Genomic DNA, 18,013 nt, shown 5'->3' on the forward strand with positions numbered 1-18,013 from the left:
TCGAACAGTACTGCCGAGCGTTCGTTTAACACACCCAAACATTTAATCTGGTGTGTCCTAACATACCGAGATAACGAATGAACTCGGCAAAACACCCGATACAAGCGGTCCAACGAACGCTCGATATCGTCGACGTGCTCAGAGAGCAGCGGGAAGCGCGCGTGACCGATATCGCCGACGAACTGGACCTCTCGAAGGGGACGATCCACTGTCACCTGGCGACGCTCGAGCAGAACGGATACGTCGTCAAGAACGGGCAACGGTACGCACTCGGGCTCCAGTTTCTCGACCTCGCCCACCACGCGAAAAATCGCGTCGACATCTACGACATCACGCAGGCCGAGGTCGACGCGCTCGCAGCCGAATCGGGCGAGATGGCGCTGTTTACCGTCGAAGAACACGGGGAAGGCGTCTGTCTCTACAAAGCAGAGGGTGAAGACGCCGTCCAGACGGAGCTGTACGTCGGCTACCGAAACGGGCTGTATCACACCGCCGTCGGGAAGGCGCTGCTGGCGTTCATGCCGGAGGAGCGCCGCGAAGAGATCATCGAAGAGACCGAGTTCGAGCAGATCACGCCGAACACGATCACGGACCCGGACGAACTCCGCGAGCAACTGGCCGAGATCCGCGAGCGTGGGATCGCGTACAATCACGAGGAGACGATTCAGGGACTCGTTGGGGTCGGGGCACCGATTCGCGATCAGGACGGAACGCTCTACGGCGCCGTCTCGCTCATCGGACCGGTGAGTCGAATGGAGGACGAACGGCTCACGGAGGAGTTGCCGCAGCTGATCCGCCGCGCGGTCAACATCATCGAGGTGAACATTACCTCGCTGTAGCCCGGCCAGTTACTCGAGATACTCGACTGACGTCGTGTGAAGCGACGTGAAACCCTCCGCGAACGGGACGCCAGCCTCCTGACCGAGCGTTCGCGCTCTGGCTCGCACGTTCGCCACGAGGTCGTCGAACTCGCCGTCGATACCGCCGTGATCGTCCAGCCACGCGACCTGGGACTCGTGTTGCTCGACCGCTCGCATTTTCCGCTCGACGTGGTCGGAGACGTCCACGAACGTCTCCGGCTCGAACGACGAGGTCGGCTTGCCGAAGTAGTAGACGTTCGACGGGTCACAGGGTGACGACGCGGTTTCGACGAGCGGCAGCGACGCCATATAGTAGGCGTCCGTAACCAGTTTCGACGTGACGCGGTGGTCCGGATGCATGTCGTCCTGGTAGTGCGTCAACACGAGCTCCGGATCGTGTCTGCGGATCGTCTCCACCATTTCCAGTCGGTTCTCCATCGAGTACGTCACTCGCCCGTCGAGAAAGTCGAGAAACTCGACCGACGCCCCGAGTTCCTCGCCCGAGCGACGCGCCTCTTCTTCCCGGACGGCGGCGATTTCGGCTTCGTCGGCGTCCGATGTCCCGAGTTCCCCGCGAGTCATGTGAACGATCGTGACGTCGTCGCCGCGATCGGCGTGTTTGGCGAGCGTTCCGCCGCAGAAGATGTCGGCGTCGTCCGGATGTGCAACTATCGCTACGATGGACATGAGAAAGGCGAACCATCGCGCTATTAAAATACTTTCGGCCAGATCGACGGTCGAGAAAACTGTTTAACGATATAAAACGGTCTGTCGCCGACTGATGTCGATAGTACGGCCACCGGCGGAACGGCATCGATAAAAATTACACTAATACGAGTGTAAAGCTGCCCTTCTCGAACCCGTTCGGGATGCGCTACTGAGTGGGTCGCTGTCGGCCCGCTCGCGTATCGGAGTTTGTACGGTCTATCCGTGTGACAGGACTGTTATCGCTCGTTTCGAGAGTCCCAAGTTCCCCGAACGAGTCGCGCAGAAAAAGTTCGAAAGAAGGAACGACTGCTCACTCGGTCACTCTACTGGACAGAACAGTCTACAGCAGTGAGGAGACATGATTTATATCATTTTTCTATTGCTATTCCAGTCGTGGCTCCTCCGATCGGAAACGACTAGCCCTGAACGAGTACTGCACCTAATGTGCCAAATACGGATCGATAACGCTGTCTTCACCGATCGTCGGCATCAGTGTCCGACTTATTCGTCGTCGTCCGATTAGAAACTGTAAGAGTGAAATACATACTGAGTGTCCGATACTTCTCACTCTGGAGTTGGCGTAATCACCGCCTATACTCGGTGTATCTGAAGATTATCCGTTCGCAAGGACGGTGCTGGGAGGCGCGTCGTGGAATCTCTCTCGAGCGAGGTCCGGACGGCCGGTCTCGCGGCTCGAGAAACCCCGTCGAGGCTGACGGATGTCGGTCGAGGAGCAGTTACCTGGCTAACCGATCGGTAGATTGAACACTTCGGGGGTGGACGGGACGGTTATCGATGGATTCGAGTCGCGGCTCGAGCGGATACCTTCTGCTGGTGGGGAGCGTGGTAGCGGTCGCAGTCGTCTACGCCGTGCTGGTGCCGCGACACGCCGGCGGCGGAGACGAGTCGCGAGCGCTTCTCTACATCGTGGTTGGATGGGTCCCGTTCACGCTCACCTTCTACGCGATCGGTCGCCTCTTCTCGTCGCCGAGTGCGCTGCCGAGTATGCAGGCTGCCGACGCCGGACTCGCGCTGTTTCTGGTGTCGCTCCTCCTCAGTCTCGGCCTCGAGGCCTGGGGCGTCCCACCGGAGCAACTCCCGGAGGCGTACGTCCTGCAGGCCATCGGAATCTTCGTCGGTCTCGCGTTCTTCGGATGGGCGGTCGGACGGCGGTCGAAGGCGATCACGCAGCACGCTCGAGAGACCCGACGCTGATCGGTCGCGCAAAACCCGGTTCGACTACGAGTCGTCCGGCAGTATGTGCGTATCGTCACCGACGACGAGCACGTCGGTCCCGCCGTACCGGGTGACGCCATCGGTGACGCTGCCCAGCATCATGCGGCTGAGTCCGCCCCGCCCCCTCGTTCCCATGACGATGACGTCGGCTTCGATCTCGTCGGTGTACTCGAGAATCTCCCGGACCGGAACTCCCTGACGGACCTCGGTCGTGATCTCGAGACCGCGGTCTCGGCCCCGTTCCGCGATGCGCGTGACGTACTCGTCGGCCCGATCGCGGAAGACGTCCTCGGCGCTCCCGGAGTCACCGGGAAGGCGGACGGATCCAAGCGGTCCCTGTTCGACGATACAGACGACGTACATCGTCGCACCGACCGTCTCCGCGAGGTCGAACGCGGTCTCCGCGGCGTCCTCCGCGTACTCGCTGCCGTCCGTCGGAACGAGTATCCGTTCGTACATACCGCTACTTCGGCCGGAGATCGTATAAAATCGAGTGCGTTCTGCGGTCCGAGCTATGATCTCCGGATCGTCGACGTCCTCGACTGACGCGCTCACCTGCCACCGAATCACGTGCGTCGCGTTCGGACGTACTGGGCGAAGACCACGAGCGCAGCGACCAGCGACGCGATTTCGTACGGTCGTTCGTGGAACGTCAGCACGGCCGCCGCGACGAACAGCGCGCCCGCGAGTACGGCGTAGCCGGTCGACGGGTCGCCGCCACTGGGGGTGTCGATCGGCTCCGTCCTGACGACGAGTTCTCCGCGCTCGAGTTGGCCGAAAACCGCGTCGAACCGGGCCGGCGCCCGCGCGAGCACGGGTGCCGATTCGCGGAGGTCGTTTCGGACGTCCTCGAGCAGCGCTTCGATTTCGCTCTCGATGAACCCGTGGTCGACGAGAAACGAGCGCGTGGTCGACAGAAAGTCGAACTCGGGGTCGAGGCTTCGGCAAACGCCTTCGCCGACCGTTCCGACCCTGATGAGCAACATCACGTTCGGCGGGATGCGAAACGGGAAGTCGTGCAGCATCGACAGCAACTCGGTGATGATCACCCGCCAGGTGATATCGGTCCGGCCCTCGAGGTTGTCGATCACCATCTCGAGCACCCGCCGGACTGCGACCCGGTCGACGGCGGGATCGAGCACCTCGAGCGTAATGAGCGTGTTCAACAGCCCGTCGACGTCGCGACGGACGAGCGTGCGATACAGGCTCGTGATGTCGTCCTGTTCCTGTGGTGTGAGTCGCTGACTCATCCCGTAATCGTAGATGACGAGCCGTCCGTCGTCGGTCACCGCGAGGTTCCCGGGGTGTGGGTCCGCGTGGAACACGCCGTCGACGAGCCCCATCTTCAGGTACGTCCGGGCGATCAGCGTCGCCATCTCGGTGTTTCCGACGCCCGCCGTTGCGAGCGCGTCGTCGTCTGTGATCTTCGTTCCGTCGACGTACTCCATGGCGACCACCCGTTCGGAACACAGCTCGTCGTACGTCTCCGGAACGACGATCCGGTCGTCGTCCGCGAAGTTGTCTCCGATCTCCGCCATGATCGACGCCTCGCGGTCGAAATCGAGCTCCTCGAGAATGATCTCCTCGAAGTCGTCGGCGACGTTCTCGAGCGAGTAGCGCTGGCGCTCGTCGGCGAACGTGGCAAGCAGCGGGACGAGACCCCTGATGACCCGCAGGTCGCGCTCGATTATCGAGACGATCCCCGGTCGTCGGACTTTCAGAGCGATTCGTTCACCTTCGGACGCCGCGGTGTAGACGAACGCGAGCGAACCGCCGGCGACCGGCTCGAGCGTCTCGAGGTCGATCTCGTCGCCGAGTTCGGACTCGAGGACCGTCACCGGATCGCCCCCCGCGCCCTCGGGGACCTCGTCCTGTAGCGTCGCGAAGACCTCGACGTACGTCGGGGGGACGACATCCGGTCGCGTCGAGAGCACCTGGCCGACCTTGATGAACGCCGGGCCGAGGTCGAGCATCGTCTCGGTGAGTCGTTCGGCTCGCCTGCGGTGGACGTCCGTCGAGACTCGACGAGGCGGCCCGAACAGGAGGAACCGCCGTCGGTCCCGGAGAAAGCCGATCGCGACGGGGAGAAACCGGACGAGAACCTGCAGATACCGGAGGTAGTATCCGTTCATCGGTCGAGGGCGACGGCGGCGGCGATTGCGTCCCTGTCCATGTGTCATCTTCGGATGCCGAACACAAGTATATCAGTGCTCTGGCAATCCGGTGTCGCGGTCGACGCGAGAGCCGATACCTGGTTCGAGCGGAAGCACCTTGACACTCCGCCTACCTCCCAGATCCTGGGAACTACCCCTACAAATATCCCGCTCGTTCGCGTCCGTTACGATACAATGTACGACCGACTGTTGCTGCCGACGGACATGAGCCCCGGCGTCGACGATGCGGTGACACACGCGATCGATGCGGCCGAGCGATACGACGCCGAGCTCCACGTCCTGTACGTCGTGGACGCGGACGCCTACAGCTCCTACCCGGGCGACGAGTACGTCCACGAGTTCGAGGGACTGGAGAGCGCGCTCGAGCAAGCGGGCAGAGACGCCATCGAGGAGATCGCCGCCGAAGCCGAGCAGGCCGGCGTCGAGACCACGGAGGTCGTCCACCACGGCATTCCCCACGAAGAGATCCTCAGGTACATCGACGACGCCGATATCGGACTCACGGTCGTCGGTTCGAAGAACCGTTCCGGAGAGTACCGACGATTACTGGGTAGTGTGGCCGAACGGGTGGCGAACATGTCCGAGCGCCCGGTGACGATCGTGAAGTCGCCGGTCGACGAGGAGTAGCGAGGCCTCGGAGACGACACAGCCATGAATCACGAAACACTTCGAGCGGACATTCCGGCACTCGAGCGCGGCGTCTACTTCAATACGGGAGCCGGCGGCCCGAGCCCGCGACGCGTCGTGGAGGCGGCCGAGTCGGCGCTCGAGTTCCACGAGTACGAGGCGCCCATGGACGAGGGGATGTACGCCGCTGCGGCGGCTAGCTACGATTCGGCGACAGAATCTGTCGCCGACTTACTCGGGGCACAGCGGTCGGAGATCGCCCTCACCCAGAGTACGACCGACGGGATCAACCGCGTCGCCGGCGCGTTCGAGTGGAGCGAAAACGACGTCGTCGTTCGAACCGATCTCGAGCACTCCGCCGGGATCCTGCCGTGGCGCCGTCTCGAGCGAACCCGGGGCGTTGAGGTACGCGTCCTCGAAACCGAGCGCGGCCGCGTGGATCTGGACGACGTCGAGGCAGCAGCGGCGGACGCGAACCTGTTCGTCGTGAGTTCGATCACCTGGACGCACGGCACCCGACTACCGATCGGCGAAATCGTCGACATCGCGCACGACGCCGGCGCAGCAGTCCTCGTCGACGCCGTCCAGTCACCCGGACAGACCGCCGTCGACGTCGATGAATGGGGGGCCGAGTTCGTCGTCGGCGCGGGCCACAAGTGGCTTCTCGGTCCGTTCGGAGCCGGGTTCCTGTACGTTCGCGAGGGAGCCGAACGCGACCGCGTTCCGAGCGCGATCGGCTACCGAAGCGTCGTCGACGCGAACGCACCCGACTACGAGTACGAGCCGGGCGCGGGACGGTTCGAAGTCGGGACGACCAGTCCGGCGACCTACGCTGGCCTCGAGGAAGCGATCGCGGTCCATCGAGAACTCGGTACCGACGCCGTCGAGTCCCGAATCGAGACGCTCACGGACCATCTCAAGGACGGCCTGTCGGACGACCGATTGCTGAGCCCGCGCTCGTTCGAGTCCGGACTGGTCACGGTCGCCGTCGAGGAGCCGGAGGCCACGGTCGACCGACTCGCCGACCACGATATCGTGGTCCGCTCGCTCCCCTATCCGGAGGCGATCAGGGTCTCCGTCCACGCGTTCAACACGCAGGACGAGATCGAAACGCTGCTCGAGGCGCTCTGACCGCGACGAGCAACTGCAAGCGTGTCAGCGTCGACGACGTCGCCGTCCGGCGGCCGATCCTCGTTGCACTAGCGCGAAGCGGAGGATTAGCGGACGACGATGACCGGCGTCGGCGACCGCTGGACGACGTTCTCGGCGACGCTCCCGAGTAAGATTCGCGAGATTCCCTCTCGGCCGTGGCTTCCGACGACGGTCAGATCGAACCCCTCGTCTTCCGCTCGCTCCGCGATCTGGGTATCCGGCTGTCCGGTGACGATATCGGTGTCGAGTTCGCGGTCGTGTTCGGCCGCGATCTCTCGGGCAGTCTCGAGTATCTCTTCCCCGTGCTCGCGGGCCTTCTCGGTGACCGGTGGTCGAATCTCCGGGCCCTCGAACGCGGACCAGTACCCTTCCGGGATGTTGATTACGTGGAGGGCGGTGACCTCGGCGTCGGGAAACTTTTCGAACGTGAACTCGAGTGCGCTATTTGCGGGGGGCGAACCGTCATATCCGACGAGAATTCGGTCGCTCATACGGAGAACTGTATTCGCAGTTTCCTCATAATGCTATCTACCCTATTCATCCCTGACAGGATCGCCGTCCTGAACCAGCAGCGGCGTTCGTTGTCGGGCTCACGAAACGAGTCGCCGGATGCGCGACGGAACGGGGTCGTACCGTTTCGCCAGAAGGACGGAGCCGGCGGCGTGTCTACCGACCGCTTCGGAGATCGTTCCCAGGAGCTTGCGCTGGATGAGCCCGCCGCGGGAGACGCCGAGGACTGTCACGTCGTGCTCGGTCGTCCAGTCGGTGATCGTTCCAGCGATGTCGTCGGCCTCGACGAGTTCGCGAGTAACGGACGGGACGTCCTCGAACGCGTCCGCCGACTCGGCGAGCACGGCCTGTGCCTCCTCCCGCGACAGTTCCGGCTCGTCAGACTCGAGTACGTGCAGCAGGGTCACCGCAGCGTCGTTGCGTCGAGCGATCGAGGCGGCCGTTTCGGCGGCGAAGCCGTCGTGGGGGCCGCCGGCGACCGGCACGAGAACCGACTCGACGTCGGGCGTCGGCGTCTTGATTCGCTTGACCAGGACGTCACACTCGGCGTTTCGTAAGACTTTGTCGAGGTGGCTTCCCAGGATGCGATCTTCTCTCGGCGGTCGTCCGCGCCACCCCATCAGGATCGTGTCGACGTCGTACTTCTCGACGGCGCCGACGATCCCCGTCGTCACGCCGCGAGCCATCCGGATCCGCTTATCGACGGGGACGTCGTGAGAGTCGACGTACCGTGCGGCCTCGTCGAGCATCTCTTCGACGTCGTCCTCGAGGAGGTATCGGCGACCGTCCTGAAGAGACAGCTGCGAGGGGACCTCGAGGACGTAAACCAGGAAGATTCGATACGATCGGTCGGTCGCGACGTCGAGTGCGGTATCCAGCTGGCGCTTTGCGGTCTCTTCGTTCGCGATCGGCACGAGCAGCGTCCCGTCGGCGCTCGAGGTATCGTCAGCCATGTCGACTATTCCATCCGATGCGGTCCATCGTTATTACGTTTCACCACTCCCTGGCAAGCTAACAGTTCGACCGGGTTCGCGCTCCGCTGGGACCTGGGGGCGACAGCGTGCGAACGCCGACTGCAGACGAGTATCATTCGCTCAGCCACCAGCCGTACACTCTCGAGTCGCGCGCCTCGTCATCGGATTTCTTGCTCCGGCCGTATGTCTTTCCCTCGAGAATTTGCCGTTCGACGGCGTTTATCGCGAGCGAGAACGCGTGCCCGTCGCCGTAGCCCTCGTCTGAGGCGACGAACAGCCCCTTGTCGGTGTATAGCCGAACGCGGGCGAGTACGAGCGGCACGCCGCGCAGTCGCTCCGTGTGTCGCTTGAAATGGACTTTCGCCTCGAGAACCCGCATATCCCGGTACTTGCGGGCGACGTCTTCGATGCGTTCGGCGAGTTCCTCACGGGTCGTGTCCGCCATCAGGTCGACGCCGAACACCTGCACGGGGAGTCGCCGGTCCTCGGTCCAGGTCAGCGACTCCAGCAGGTCTGTCTTCGTGACGATCCCCGCGAGCGAGTCGTCCTCGCCGAAGACGATCGAGGACGAGGCGCCGAACTCGATCATCGTTTCGAGGACCGCGTCGAGCGACTCGTCGGGTGTCGTCGTTCCGAGCGTCTCGACCATCACGTTACGCACCGGCAACTCGAGCAGATCGTCGCTCTCGCCCTCTCGTGCGCCGAAGCCGCCGTGGTGGCCGCCGGTACTCGCGTCCATGTGCGCTTCGGGATCGCCGCCCTGCGAGCGCTGCAGTTCCCGCGTGACGAACTCGAGGACGTCGTAGAGGCTCACGATCCCCACGGCCTCGTCGCCGTCTTCGTCGGAAACGACCGGAAGGTGCTCGATGCGCTCGGTTCTGAACGTCGCGAGCGCCTTCCCCAGCGAGGTCGGCGGCTCGATCGCGACGACGTCCGTCGTGGCGACGTCGCCGGCGTCGAGCACCGAGAGGTGCGGCTGGACGTCCCGAAGGAGGTCGTCCGCGCGGACGACGCCGGCGAGGTCCTCCCCGTCGAGAACCGGAAGGAGTCGGGCGTCGCCCGCGATCATGAGGCGTGCGGCTTCGCGAACGTTTTCGTGGGGCCCGATCGTCGGCACGGGACGAACGAGCGACCGCGCCTTTCGCGAGGTCTTTTCGTGCGACGAGAGGACGTCCCGCCGAGTGACGATCCCCTCGAACTCGTGGTCCCGGGTGATCACGAGCGCCTTCCGGTTCGAGGTCTCGAACGCACCGCGGAGCTTCGAAACCGGCGTCGTCTCGTCGTACGTGTCGAACGCCCGGTCGACGGTATCGGTTACGTCCATAGTCGAAGATATACCCCACGACGCTATACGTTTCGCCGCTCGTTCCCGGGTGCGTGTCTTCAGCAAAACAGTTATGCTCGCGGAGGTCGCGAACGCCGACCGCCGTTCGCTCGGCCGCCGACCGTATCGCTCTCGAGTCGCGCATCTCGCCACCGGGATTTCTCGCACCCTCGAGAATCGGCCACTCCGGGGTCAATCACGTGTCGACGAAGTGCTCGAGCGATCGCGCGAACGGGCGAACTCCGGCGATCGCTGCGTTCGGCCACGATCGCTCGAACTGAGCCGGCGTGGACCGTCTCGCACAATCGACGACCCACACCTGTCGAGTATCTAATGGGTAAGCGCATAGCCAGTACTATTTATTAATAATTGTGGTATACGTGCACACAGATCACACAGTATGTGGGGGGCACACTGGCGTGAAACGCGGAATAGCACTCGTCGAACGAGACAATCACGGGGAAAGGGTGATCGGCCGTGATATTCGAACTGTTCATGGCGGCGTTGCCGTTGGCAGTCGTCGCGATCCTGTTGGTCGGACTGCTGTGGCCGGCGACGCGGGCGATGCCGATCGCGTGGGTCGTAGCGCTCGTCGTCGGTTTCGCGGTATGGAACAACCCGCCGTCGTTCCTCGCGGGTTCGTCGATCGTCGGCGTGATGACCGCCCTCGAGATTCTCTGGATCGTCTTCGGCGCGCTGGTCCTGTTGTACACGCTGATGCAGGCCGGCGCGTTCGACCGCATCAACGAGGGGTTCGCGGCGGTGTCGGACGACCGGCGCGTCCAGATCGTGTTGCTGGCGTTTTTCCTCGCGACGTTCATCGAGGGCGCTGCGGGGTTCGGGACGCCCGCAGCGGTCGTCGCGCCGCTGTTGCTCGCGCTCGGCTTTCCGGCGCTGGCCGCCGTGATCGCGGCGCTGATCGGCCACATCATCGCCGTCACCTACGGCGCGGTCGGGACGCCGATCATCGTCGGTATCGAGACGCCACTGGAGATATACGAAGCAGCGATCGAGGCTGACGGAGGGATGTCCGTCGTCGAGTACTCCCGGAACGTCGCCGCGTGGGCGGCCACCTACCACGCGCTCGTCGGATTCATCATGCCGCTGTTCGCAGTCGGAATGGTCGTCTACTTCTTCGGCCCGCGCGACGAGCGGTCGATCCGACCGGCGCTCGAGGTCGCGCCGCTGTGTCTGTTCGCCGGGATCGCGTTCGCGATCCCTTACTGGATCTCGGCGTGGTTCATCACGGCCGAGTTCCCGTCGCTGATCGGGGCGATGGTCGGCGGCGCGATCACCATCGGGGTGCTCCAGGCCGGCTATCTCCTTCCCGACGACGAGTGGGACTTCCCGCCGCGCGAGGAGTGGCCCGACCACTGGGTCGGAACCATCGAGCCCGGTGCGGAGGAGGAAGTGGACGTTCCGGGTACCGGGAACGGCGCCCCCCAGATGTCGCTGCTGAAGGCGTGGTCGCCGTACATCATCCTGATCGTCCTCCTCGTGGTCACGCGGGTGATCGAACCGATTTCCGAGTTCCTCACCGATCCCGAGATCGGCGTGCAGATCGGGAACGTTACGCTTGGAATTGTCATCCTATGGGATCCGATCCTCGGGTACGAAGCGCTGGGCGCGGACATCGCGTGGGTGAACGTCCCCGGCTTCTGGCTGATCGTGAGTGCAATCATCGCCATCGGCATCTTCGGACTGGACGGCGGGGAAGTCAGAGCCGCCTGGTACGAAGCGGGCGAGAAACTCGTCTCGCCGTTCATCGCGCTGATCTTCGTCATCGCGATGGTCCAGGTGATGATCCAGTCCGGCGCGGCGCCGGGAGCGCCCGAGTACGCGGTGATCAACGACGATCCCGCCAGTATGATCGAACTGCTCGCGATCGCGACCGCGGACGTGACCGGACCGGCCTACCCAGCCCTTGCGGCGTCTATCGGCGCGCTCGCCGCCATCATGGTCGGCTCGAACACTGTCTCGAACATCACCTTCGGCGGCTTCCAGTTCACCGCCGCCCACGAACTCGATCTCCCGAGCCAGATCGTCGTCGGCGCGCAGGCCACCGGCGGAGCGATCGGGAACCTGGTCGCCATCCACAACGTCGTCGCGGCGCTGGCGACCGTCGGTCTCGTCGGTCAAGAGGGGCGCGTGATCCGGCTGAACCTGATTCCGCTGTTCTACTACGCGATCGTCGTCGGGCTCTTGACGCTGCTATTCGTCTACGTCATGCCCGACGTCTTGCCCGGGGTGTTCGATATCTACTGACCGCATCGCCGCCGCGACGGCGCGGCTGCCCCGCCCGATTCGGCTCCGTTTCCGGCGATCGGGCACCATTCGCGATTCGGAGCGTGCGGTCGTCGATCCACCACGGGAGAGTTCCATCCTTCGGGAAGGCGAGGAAATCAGGAAGACGACAGCGCTTCGGCCACCTTTTCGATCGGGTGGGGCGGGTTGTCGGACCGTTCCTCGCGGTCACCGATCTGACTCCGGCAGGAAGCGCCGGGCGCGACGACTTCCTCTCCGTCGCTCCGGTCGATCTTCTCGAAGAGTATCGAACCGATCGACCGTGAGAGATCGTAGTGTTCGGCTTCGTAGCCGAAACTGCCGGCCATCCCACAGCAACCCGACTCGAGCGGATCCACGCCGTAGCCGACTCGCCGGAGCACGCCCACCGCGTGATGGTCCTTCGCGGTCGCCTTCTGGTGGCAGTGTCCGTGGTAGGCGAGTGAGCCTTCCACCCCGCTCGGTCGACCGCCGTCGGTCAATTCGTCGATCAGTCGGTGGGTGTCGAGGTACTCCATAACGCCGTAGATGTGCGCTGCGACCCGGTCTGTCGTCTCGCCGGGCAACAGGTCGCGGTACTCGTCCTGGAAGACGACGGCGTCCGAGGGTTCGACCGCGACGACCTCCCACCCGTCGTCGATGTGTCGCGAGAACACCTCGACGTTCGTCCGTGCACGTTCTTCGGCGAGGTCGAGCAGTCCGACCGAGTACGCCGCTCGCCCGCTCGGTGCGCACTCGTCGGGAATCTTCACGTGAACGCCCGCAGTCTCGAGGAGTTGCACGGCGGCCTTCCCGGCCCTGGGATAGCTGTAGTTCGTGAACGTGTCGGGGAACAGCAGGACTTTCCGGTCGGCTTCCGCCTCGGAGACGCGCGGTCCGCGCGCCGCGTACCACTCCTGGAGCGACTCGCGCTGGAATCGCGGGAGCTTCCGATCGCTCGCGATGCCGACGGTTTTCTCCATCACCGTTCGAGCACCGGGCAGTTTCGGCCCCAGATTCGAAAGCGGTGCCAGCTTGCTCCCGAGCCAGGAGAGCCGGTCGATATTCGCAAACAGCCGCGTCCGGAGGTCGGTCCCCTCCCGCTCGTGGTAGCCGTGTTTCACCTCGACCTTGAGCTTCGCCAGATCCACGCCGGTCGGACAGTCGCTCTTACACCCCTTGCAGCCGACACAGAGGTCGAGCACCTCCTCCTGGAACCGTTTCGAGTACATCTCCTCCGTGGGAATCTCGCCGGAGATAGCGGCGCGAAGCATGTTCGCTCGACCGCGGGTCGACTCGATCTCTTCTTTCGACCCCCGGTATGTCGGACACATCACGTCGTCGGTCTGGCGGCACGTCCCGCAGCCGTTGCAGAGTTCGACCAGGTGCGAGAAGCCGCCCTCGTCGCTGAAGTCGAGTTTCGTCTGGGGCTCGATCGACTGGTAGTCGGCGCCGTACCGGAGGTTCTCGCGGATGTCGGTCGGATCGTCCTCCTCGTAGACGACCTTCCCCGGGTTCATCCGCCAGTCGGGATCGAACGCCCGTTTGACCTCCTTGAACGCCTCCCACAGGGTCTCGCCGTACATTTTGCGGTTGAACTGGGTTCGGGCGAGTCCGTCGCCGTGCTCGCCGGAAAACGAGCCGTGTCGCTCGAACACGAGATCAGTGACGTCGTCGGCGATCGATCGCAGTTTCTGGATCCCCTCGTCCTCTTTGAGATTGAGGATCGGCCGGATGTGCAGCGTGCCGCTGCCCGCGTGGGCGAAGTACGCCGCGGACGTGTCGTGGTCCTCGAGCACGTCCATGAACTCCTGGACGTACTCGGCGAGCTCTTCGGGAGGCACCGTCGCGTCCTCGATGAACGGGTAGGGCTTCGGATCGCCCTCGAGACTCATCAATAATGGGATCGCGGCCTTCCGGAGCTTCCAGAGCCGGGCCTGTTCGTCCTCGTCGTACGCCTCGAGGACGTCGAACGCGTCCCCCTCGTCGACGAAGTGGGCGTTCGTCCGCCCGATCGGCTCGCGGAGGTCCTCGTGGAGCTCCGAGTCGAACTCGAGCATGAGTGCCGCCTCGGTGCCGTCGGGGATCGGCTCCTCGTACTGGGCGTACTCCTCGTTGTCGCGGGCGAGCCGGAACACCTCGTCGTCCATGAGTTCGACCGCGCTGGGGTCGAACTCGAGCGCCTCGGGGACCGCCCGCAGCGCGTCGATCAGATCGTCGAAACAGTAGAGTGCGAGCGAGGTCTCTTCGGGCAGGGTCACGAGGCTGATCTCGGCCTCGACGACGATTCCGAGCGACGATTCAGAGCCGACGAGCAGCTTCGAGAGGTTGATCACCCGGTCCCCGTCGTCGTTTTCGTAGATCACGCGATCGAGGTTGTACCCCGAGACGTTGCGCTTGAGATCGGGGTATCGCTCCTCGATCTCGTCCTCGTGTTCCTCGACGAGCGCTCGAACCGTCTCGTAGATGGCGGCCTCGCGATCGTCCTTGGAGACGATCTCCTCGTACTCCTCGCCGTCGAGGACGACCTCGCGGGTGTGGATCAGCGAGCCGTCCGCGAGGACGACCTTCAACTCCTCGGTGTAGGCGTCGGTGATGCCGTAGCGGACCGAATGGGCACCCGTGGAGTTGTTGCCGATCCCGCCGCCGATCGTCGCCCGGTTCGAGGAGGCCGGGTCCGGCGCGAACTTCAGCCCCCACTGGCTGGCGAACTGATCGAAGTGGTCCTGGACGACGCCGGGCTGGACCCGCGCCCGTCGGTCCTCCGGCCGGATCTCGAGGATATCGTCCATGTAGGTGCTCATATCCAGTACCACGCAGCCGGGGCCGACCGCCTGCCCCGCCAGCGACGAACCGGCCCCGCGAGCGATGATAGGAACGTCGTGCTCGTCGGCGACGCGAACCGCGGCCCGGACGTCCTCGACGTCGCGCGGGAACACGGCACCCGCGGGACGCGCCTGATAGATGCTCCCGTCAGTCGCGTACAGCACCTGCGTGTACTCGTCGAATCGAACCTCGCCGCTCACGGCCGCGCGCAGGTCCTCGGCGAGTGAGACGTACGGTTCGGCGTCGGGATGCTCGTGCCCGCGTTCCTCCCGGAACCGCTCGAACTCACTGAGGTCGCCACGGGGCTTCTCGAGGGTCGACGGCTGTGCGATTTCCTCGATCGAGTCCACTTCCCTCATCTCCTCCGAGTGGTCTGCGTCACCAGGTATCTCGGTTGCCATTGGGTAACATGGAGAGGGCGATCAGAATAAGCTCTGTGGGTGTCCCCGATAGCTGTGTTCAGATACTACTGTGAGTAATCAGCGAGTCGGTGAGACCGCCACGAGAGGCCAGCCCCTTCCGTAGTGTTCGATCAGCGAGTCGGTGTACTCTCAACACCGTCGCTGCGTGGCCCCGAACTACTTTAATCCCAGCACGTAGTGCATTCCCGTGGTATGTGTGCCCAACGCAAACACGACCGAGAGTTCGTGCGAACGTTCTTCACCTCACCGACGGCGGTCGAAGGGGAGGACGATTCCGCAAAAATGCTGCGGCGTGCGTCTCAGCTCCGCGGGATGGAATCCCCGGACGTCTGGGTGCCGGACAACGAGGATGCGACAGCGCCCTCGATGCGCGACGAGGGCGCCGAGAACATCGTCGACGTGGTTTCGGAGGAGGGAGCCGAGTTCCCAGGCGAGATTCACCCCCGCATCGTCTGGCACCGGGACGATCCCAGCACCCGGTATCAGGGGTTCCAGCACATGTTGCAGATCGCCGACCCCGAGAAGGGCGCCGTCGAGCACGTCGACGGCTTCGTGGTTCCGGAAGTCGGTGACATCGACGACTGGAAGAAGGCTGACGAGTTCTTCACGATCGTCGAAACCGAGCACGGTCTCGAGGAGGGCAGTCTGACGATGTCCGTCATCATCGAGAGCGGCCAGGCCGAGCTGGCGCTTGGCGACCTCCGCGAGGAGATGGGCAAGCCCACGAACAATCTCGAACGCCTGTTCCTCCTCGTCGACGGCGAGGTCGACTACACCAAGGACATGCGCGCGATGACGCCGACGGGCGAGCTGCCGCCGTGGCCGGAACTGCGTCACAACACCTCCCGGGGCGCGAGTGCGGCCGGTCTCATCGCGGTCGACGGCCCGTACGACGACATCCGGGATATCGAGGGCTACCACGAGCGGATGACCGACAACCAGGCGAAGGGGATGCTCGGTATCTGGGCGCTGACGCCCAACCAAGTGGTCGAGGCGAACACGTCACCGCTCCCGCCAAAGACCGGAAGCTGGCTCCTCGAGGTCGACGGCCGCGACGTCGAACTCCGCGAAGCGGATGGCCGCTACATCTACGACGGCGACGAACTGGAACTCGAGGAGACGGGAGACGAGGAGTACCGGCTCCACGCCGACGGCACCGAACGCGAACTCGACGCCGACGAACTGCACGAGGAACTGCTGGAACGGACCGCCTACGTCCCGAGCATGAACGATATCGTCGACTCGATGGAGGAGTTCGAGGCGGCCAAAGAAGCCGGGCGAGGTGCCATCGCCATGGAACAGTCGGCGACGGTGGTCATCAGTGGGACCGAAGTCGAGGTCACCCGAGATCGGATGTGGGACGAGGCGACCTATCAGGCGGCCCAGACGCCCATCACTCTGTTCCAGGACGTCTACGAGAACCGTTCGGACCAGCACGAGGAACTAGAAGAGATGTACGGCGAAGAGGTCGTGGAACGCGCGATGCAGGTCGGGTGATTTCGTTCGACGATCCCGGAGTTCGCCGACGGCAGTCGCCGAGATCTGGCGAGTTCGGTTCCTGATCGGTGGACTGTTTACGCCGAATCGCAGCACCGTGATCGGTTTTTTCGAACTGGACCGGTGAGGATCGAATCGAGCGCTCGTCGTCGAACCCGGAATAACTCTACCGGGCTCGAGGCCGAATCGTCTCGGGATACCGCCACCCGTCGGCGTATCGAAACGCGGCGAGCGAGTACGAGCCGGATCGTCGCGACCCTCGACGAGTTCGGCGGCGGATTCGTCGAGTCGATCGGTCGTCGTAATTGGGGTCTGCAACCACCCGTTCGGGGTGGTTATCGGACGATTGTCACCGGAACCGGCGCACGGCGCGTTACCGTTTCCGCCACGCTTCCGAGCAGGATCCGCGAGACGCCCGAGCGACCGTGGCTTCCCATGACGATGTGATCGACATCGTGTTCTTCTGCGTAGTTGACGATCGTTCGGGCTGCGCCGCCCGTTTCCACGGCCGTTTCGAGGTCCGTCGACTCGAGCGTACCCGCTTCCTCGAGACGCTCCCTGGCCTGCTCGCAGAGGGTTTCGCCGCGCTCTCGAGCGCGATCGAACGCCACGGGATCGTAATACCCGCCCTCGGCACCCGCGTAGGTGCCCGCGGTCGGATCCACGACGTGTAACACGGAGATCCGATCGGCCGCGTAGTTTTCGATCGCGTGATCGAGTGCGCTCCAGGCCGGCTCTGATCCGTCGAGCGGAACCAGTACGTGTGTTTCCATGAGCGGATCGACGCGCTCACGATATAAAACAGTCCGCGACTGTTCCCGACGACGAAGAAGTTCCACCACCTGATCCCGTCGGCGCGGCGTGATTCGACCGAGCGCAGTGCCACGATCGACGCGACACTCGAAAAACGAGGTGACTCGAGGTGTGTCGACTGATTGAAAAATAATCAGACCGACAGGACACGCTTATGGGCTCGTCGAGTGTACGCCCGGCAATGGCCGACAGAATCCTCGTGCCGGTAGACGGATCGGATCACTCCCGACGAGCACTGCAAACCGCAGCGACCGAATTCACGGCCGACGAACGCATCGTTCTCCACGTCGTCGATCCGTTCGATCTCGAGGCGGCGACCGAGGACGCGGTCTGGGGTCGCGAGTTCATGGAGCAGCGAGAACGGGAGGCCGAAGCGCTCCTCGAGGAGTACGAAGAACTCGCGGCCGAACACGGCGTTTCGGTCCGGACGGAACTCACGCACGGCTCGCCGGCGCGGGCGATTATCGGCGCCGCCGACGACTTCGACGTCGATCACATCGTTATCGGGAGTAGAGGCCGGTCGGGAATCGATCGCGTACTGCTGGGAAGCGTCGCCGAAACCGTCGCGAAACGAGCACCCACATCGGTAACGATCGTTCGTCCCGACCGGTAGCCGCTACGCAGCGGT

Annotated in this window: 15 protein-coding genes; 7 read left to right on the forward strand and 8 right to left on the reverse strand. The window is 63.9% G+C overall.

The annotated features are described in order from the left end of the window. The first annotated feature begins 77 nt into the window (after window positions 1-77). A complete protein-coding gene (locus tag CV102_RS14615) occupies window positions 78-839 on the forward strand; it encodes an IclR family transcriptional regulator (RefSeq protein WP_148858741.1) in 762 nt (253 codons plus the stop codon). Between the two features lie 9 nt (window positions 840-848). Here CV102_RS14615 and CV102_RS14620 read toward each other — a convergent pair whose 3' ends face one another. Further along, window positions 849-1,547, reverse strand: coding sequence for a PIG-L deacetylase family protein (locus CV102_RS14620; protein WP_148858742.1), 699 nt, complete (start codon window positions 1,545-1,547; stop codon window positions 849-851). A gap of 816 nt (window positions 1,548-2,363) precedes the next feature. Between CV102_RS14620 and CV102_RS14625 the strand changes: the two genes are divergently transcribed. Next, window positions 2,364-2,783, forward strand: a complete 420-nt coding sequence (locus CV102_RS14625; protein WP_148858743.1) for a hypothetical protein — start codon at window positions 2,364-2,366, stop codon at window positions 2,781-2,783. Between the two features lie 24 nt (window positions 2,784-2,807). Here the strand turns inward: CV102_RS14625 and CV102_RS14630 are convergent, their stop codons facing one another. Then, window positions 2,808-3,263: a universal stress protein gene (locus CV102_RS14630; protein WP_148858744.1), complete on the reverse strand. Its 456-nt coding sequence runs from the start codon at window positions 3,261-3,263 to the stop codon at window positions 2,808-2,810. A 107-nt stretch (window positions 3,264-3,370) separates the two neighbouring features. After that, the gene (locus CV102_RS14635) at window positions 3,371-4,936 is read right to left on the reverse strand and encodes an ABC1 kinase family protein (protein WP_148858745.1); all 1,566 of its coding nucleotides are present in this window, start codon (window positions 4,934-4,936) and stop codon (window positions 3,371-3,373) included. A 216-nt stretch (window positions 4,937-5,152) separates the two neighbouring features. Here CV102_RS14635 and CV102_RS14640 point away from each other — a divergent pair, with 216 nt between their 5' ends. Both CV102_RS14640 and CV102_RS14645 read left to right on the forward strand, forming a co-directional pair. Beyond that, entirely contained in the window at window positions 5,153-5,605 is a 453-nt protein-coding gene (locus CV102_RS14640) for a universal stress protein (RefSeq protein WP_148858746.1), read from the forward strand. 24 nt (window positions 5,606-5,629) lie between these two features. Then, window positions 5,630-6,736 (forward strand): aminotransferase class V-fold PLP-dependent enzyme, encoded by a 1,107-nt coding sequence (locus CV102_RS14645; protein ID WP_148858747.1) that lies wholly within the window; start codon window positions 5,630-5,632, stop codon window positions 6,734-6,736. 86 nt (window positions 6,737-6,822) lie between these two features. Here the strand turns inward: CV102_RS14645 and CV102_RS14650 are convergent, their stop codons facing one another. From CV102_RS14650 to CV102_RS14660, 3 genes are all read right to left on the reverse strand, one after another. Further along, the gene (locus tag CV102_RS14650) at window positions 6,823-7,248 is read right to left on the reverse strand and encodes a universal stress protein (protein WP_148858748.1); all 426 of its coding nucleotides are present in this window, start codon (window positions 7,246-7,248) and stop codon (window positions 6,823-6,825) included. Between the two features lie 99 nt (window positions 7,249-7,347). Then, window positions 7,348-8,220 carry a universal stress protein gene (locus tag CV102_RS14655; protein ID WP_148858749.1) on the reverse strand — a complete coding sequence of 291 codons (873 nt, stop codon included), beginning with the start codon at window positions 8,218-8,220 and terminating at the stop codon, window positions 7,348-7,350. A gap of 133 nt (window positions 8,221-8,353) precedes the next feature. Then, window positions 8,354-9,565 (reverse strand): CBS domain-containing protein, encoded by a 1,212-nt coding sequence (locus CV102_RS14660; RefSeq protein ID WP_148858750.1) that lies wholly within the window; start codon window positions 9,563-9,565, stop codon window positions 8,354-8,356. A 495-nt stretch (window positions 9,566-10,060) separates the two neighbouring features. On the opposite strand from CV102_RS14660, the gene CV102_RS14665 reads away from it, so the two are divergent. Next, a complete protein-coding gene (locus CV102_RS14665; protein WP_148858803.1) occupies window positions 10,061-11,830 on the forward strand; it encodes an L-lactate permease in 1,770 nt (589 codons plus the stop codon). Between the two features lie 137 nt (window positions 11,831-11,967). On the opposite strand, the gene CV102_RS14670 is transcribed toward CV102_RS14665, so the two are convergent. After that, window positions 11,968-15,012, reverse strand: coding sequence for an FAD-binding and (Fe-S)-binding domain-containing protein (locus CV102_RS14670; RefSeq protein WP_148858804.1), 3,045 nt, complete (start codon window positions 15,010-15,012; stop codon window positions 11,968-11,970). Window positions 15,013-15,267: 255 nt separating this feature from the next. Between CV102_RS14670 and aceB the strand changes: the two genes are divergently transcribed. Continuing rightward, complete coding sequence (gene aceB, locus CV102_RS14675; RefSeq protein ID WP_148858751.1) at window positions 15,268-16,572, forward strand: malate synthase AceB; 1,305 nt, start codon at window positions 15,268-15,270, stop codon at window positions 16,570-16,572. Window positions 16,573-16,907: 335 nt separating this feature from the next. Here the strand turns inward: aceB and CV102_RS14680 are convergent, their stop codons facing one another. Next, entirely contained in the window at window positions 16,908-17,345 is a 438-nt protein-coding gene (locus CV102_RS14680; RefSeq protein ID WP_148858752.1) for a universal stress protein, read from the reverse strand. 221 nt (window positions 17,346-17,566) lie between these two features. Between CV102_RS14680 and CV102_RS14685 the strand changes: the two genes are divergently transcribed. Then, window positions 17,567-17,998 carry a universal stress protein gene (locus tag CV102_RS14685; RefSeq protein ID WP_148858753.1) on the forward strand — a complete coding sequence of 144 codons (432 nt, stop codon included), beginning with the start codon at window positions 17,567-17,569 and terminating at the stop codon, window positions 17,996-17,998. Window positions 17,999-18,013: the final 15 nt, after the last annotated feature.

Source organism: Natronococcus pandeyae (assembly GCF_008122205.1).
In the GTDB taxonomy this organism is placed as follows: domain Archaea; phylum Halobacteriota; class Halobacteria; order Halobacteriales; family Natrialbaceae; genus Natronococcus; species Natronococcus pandeyae.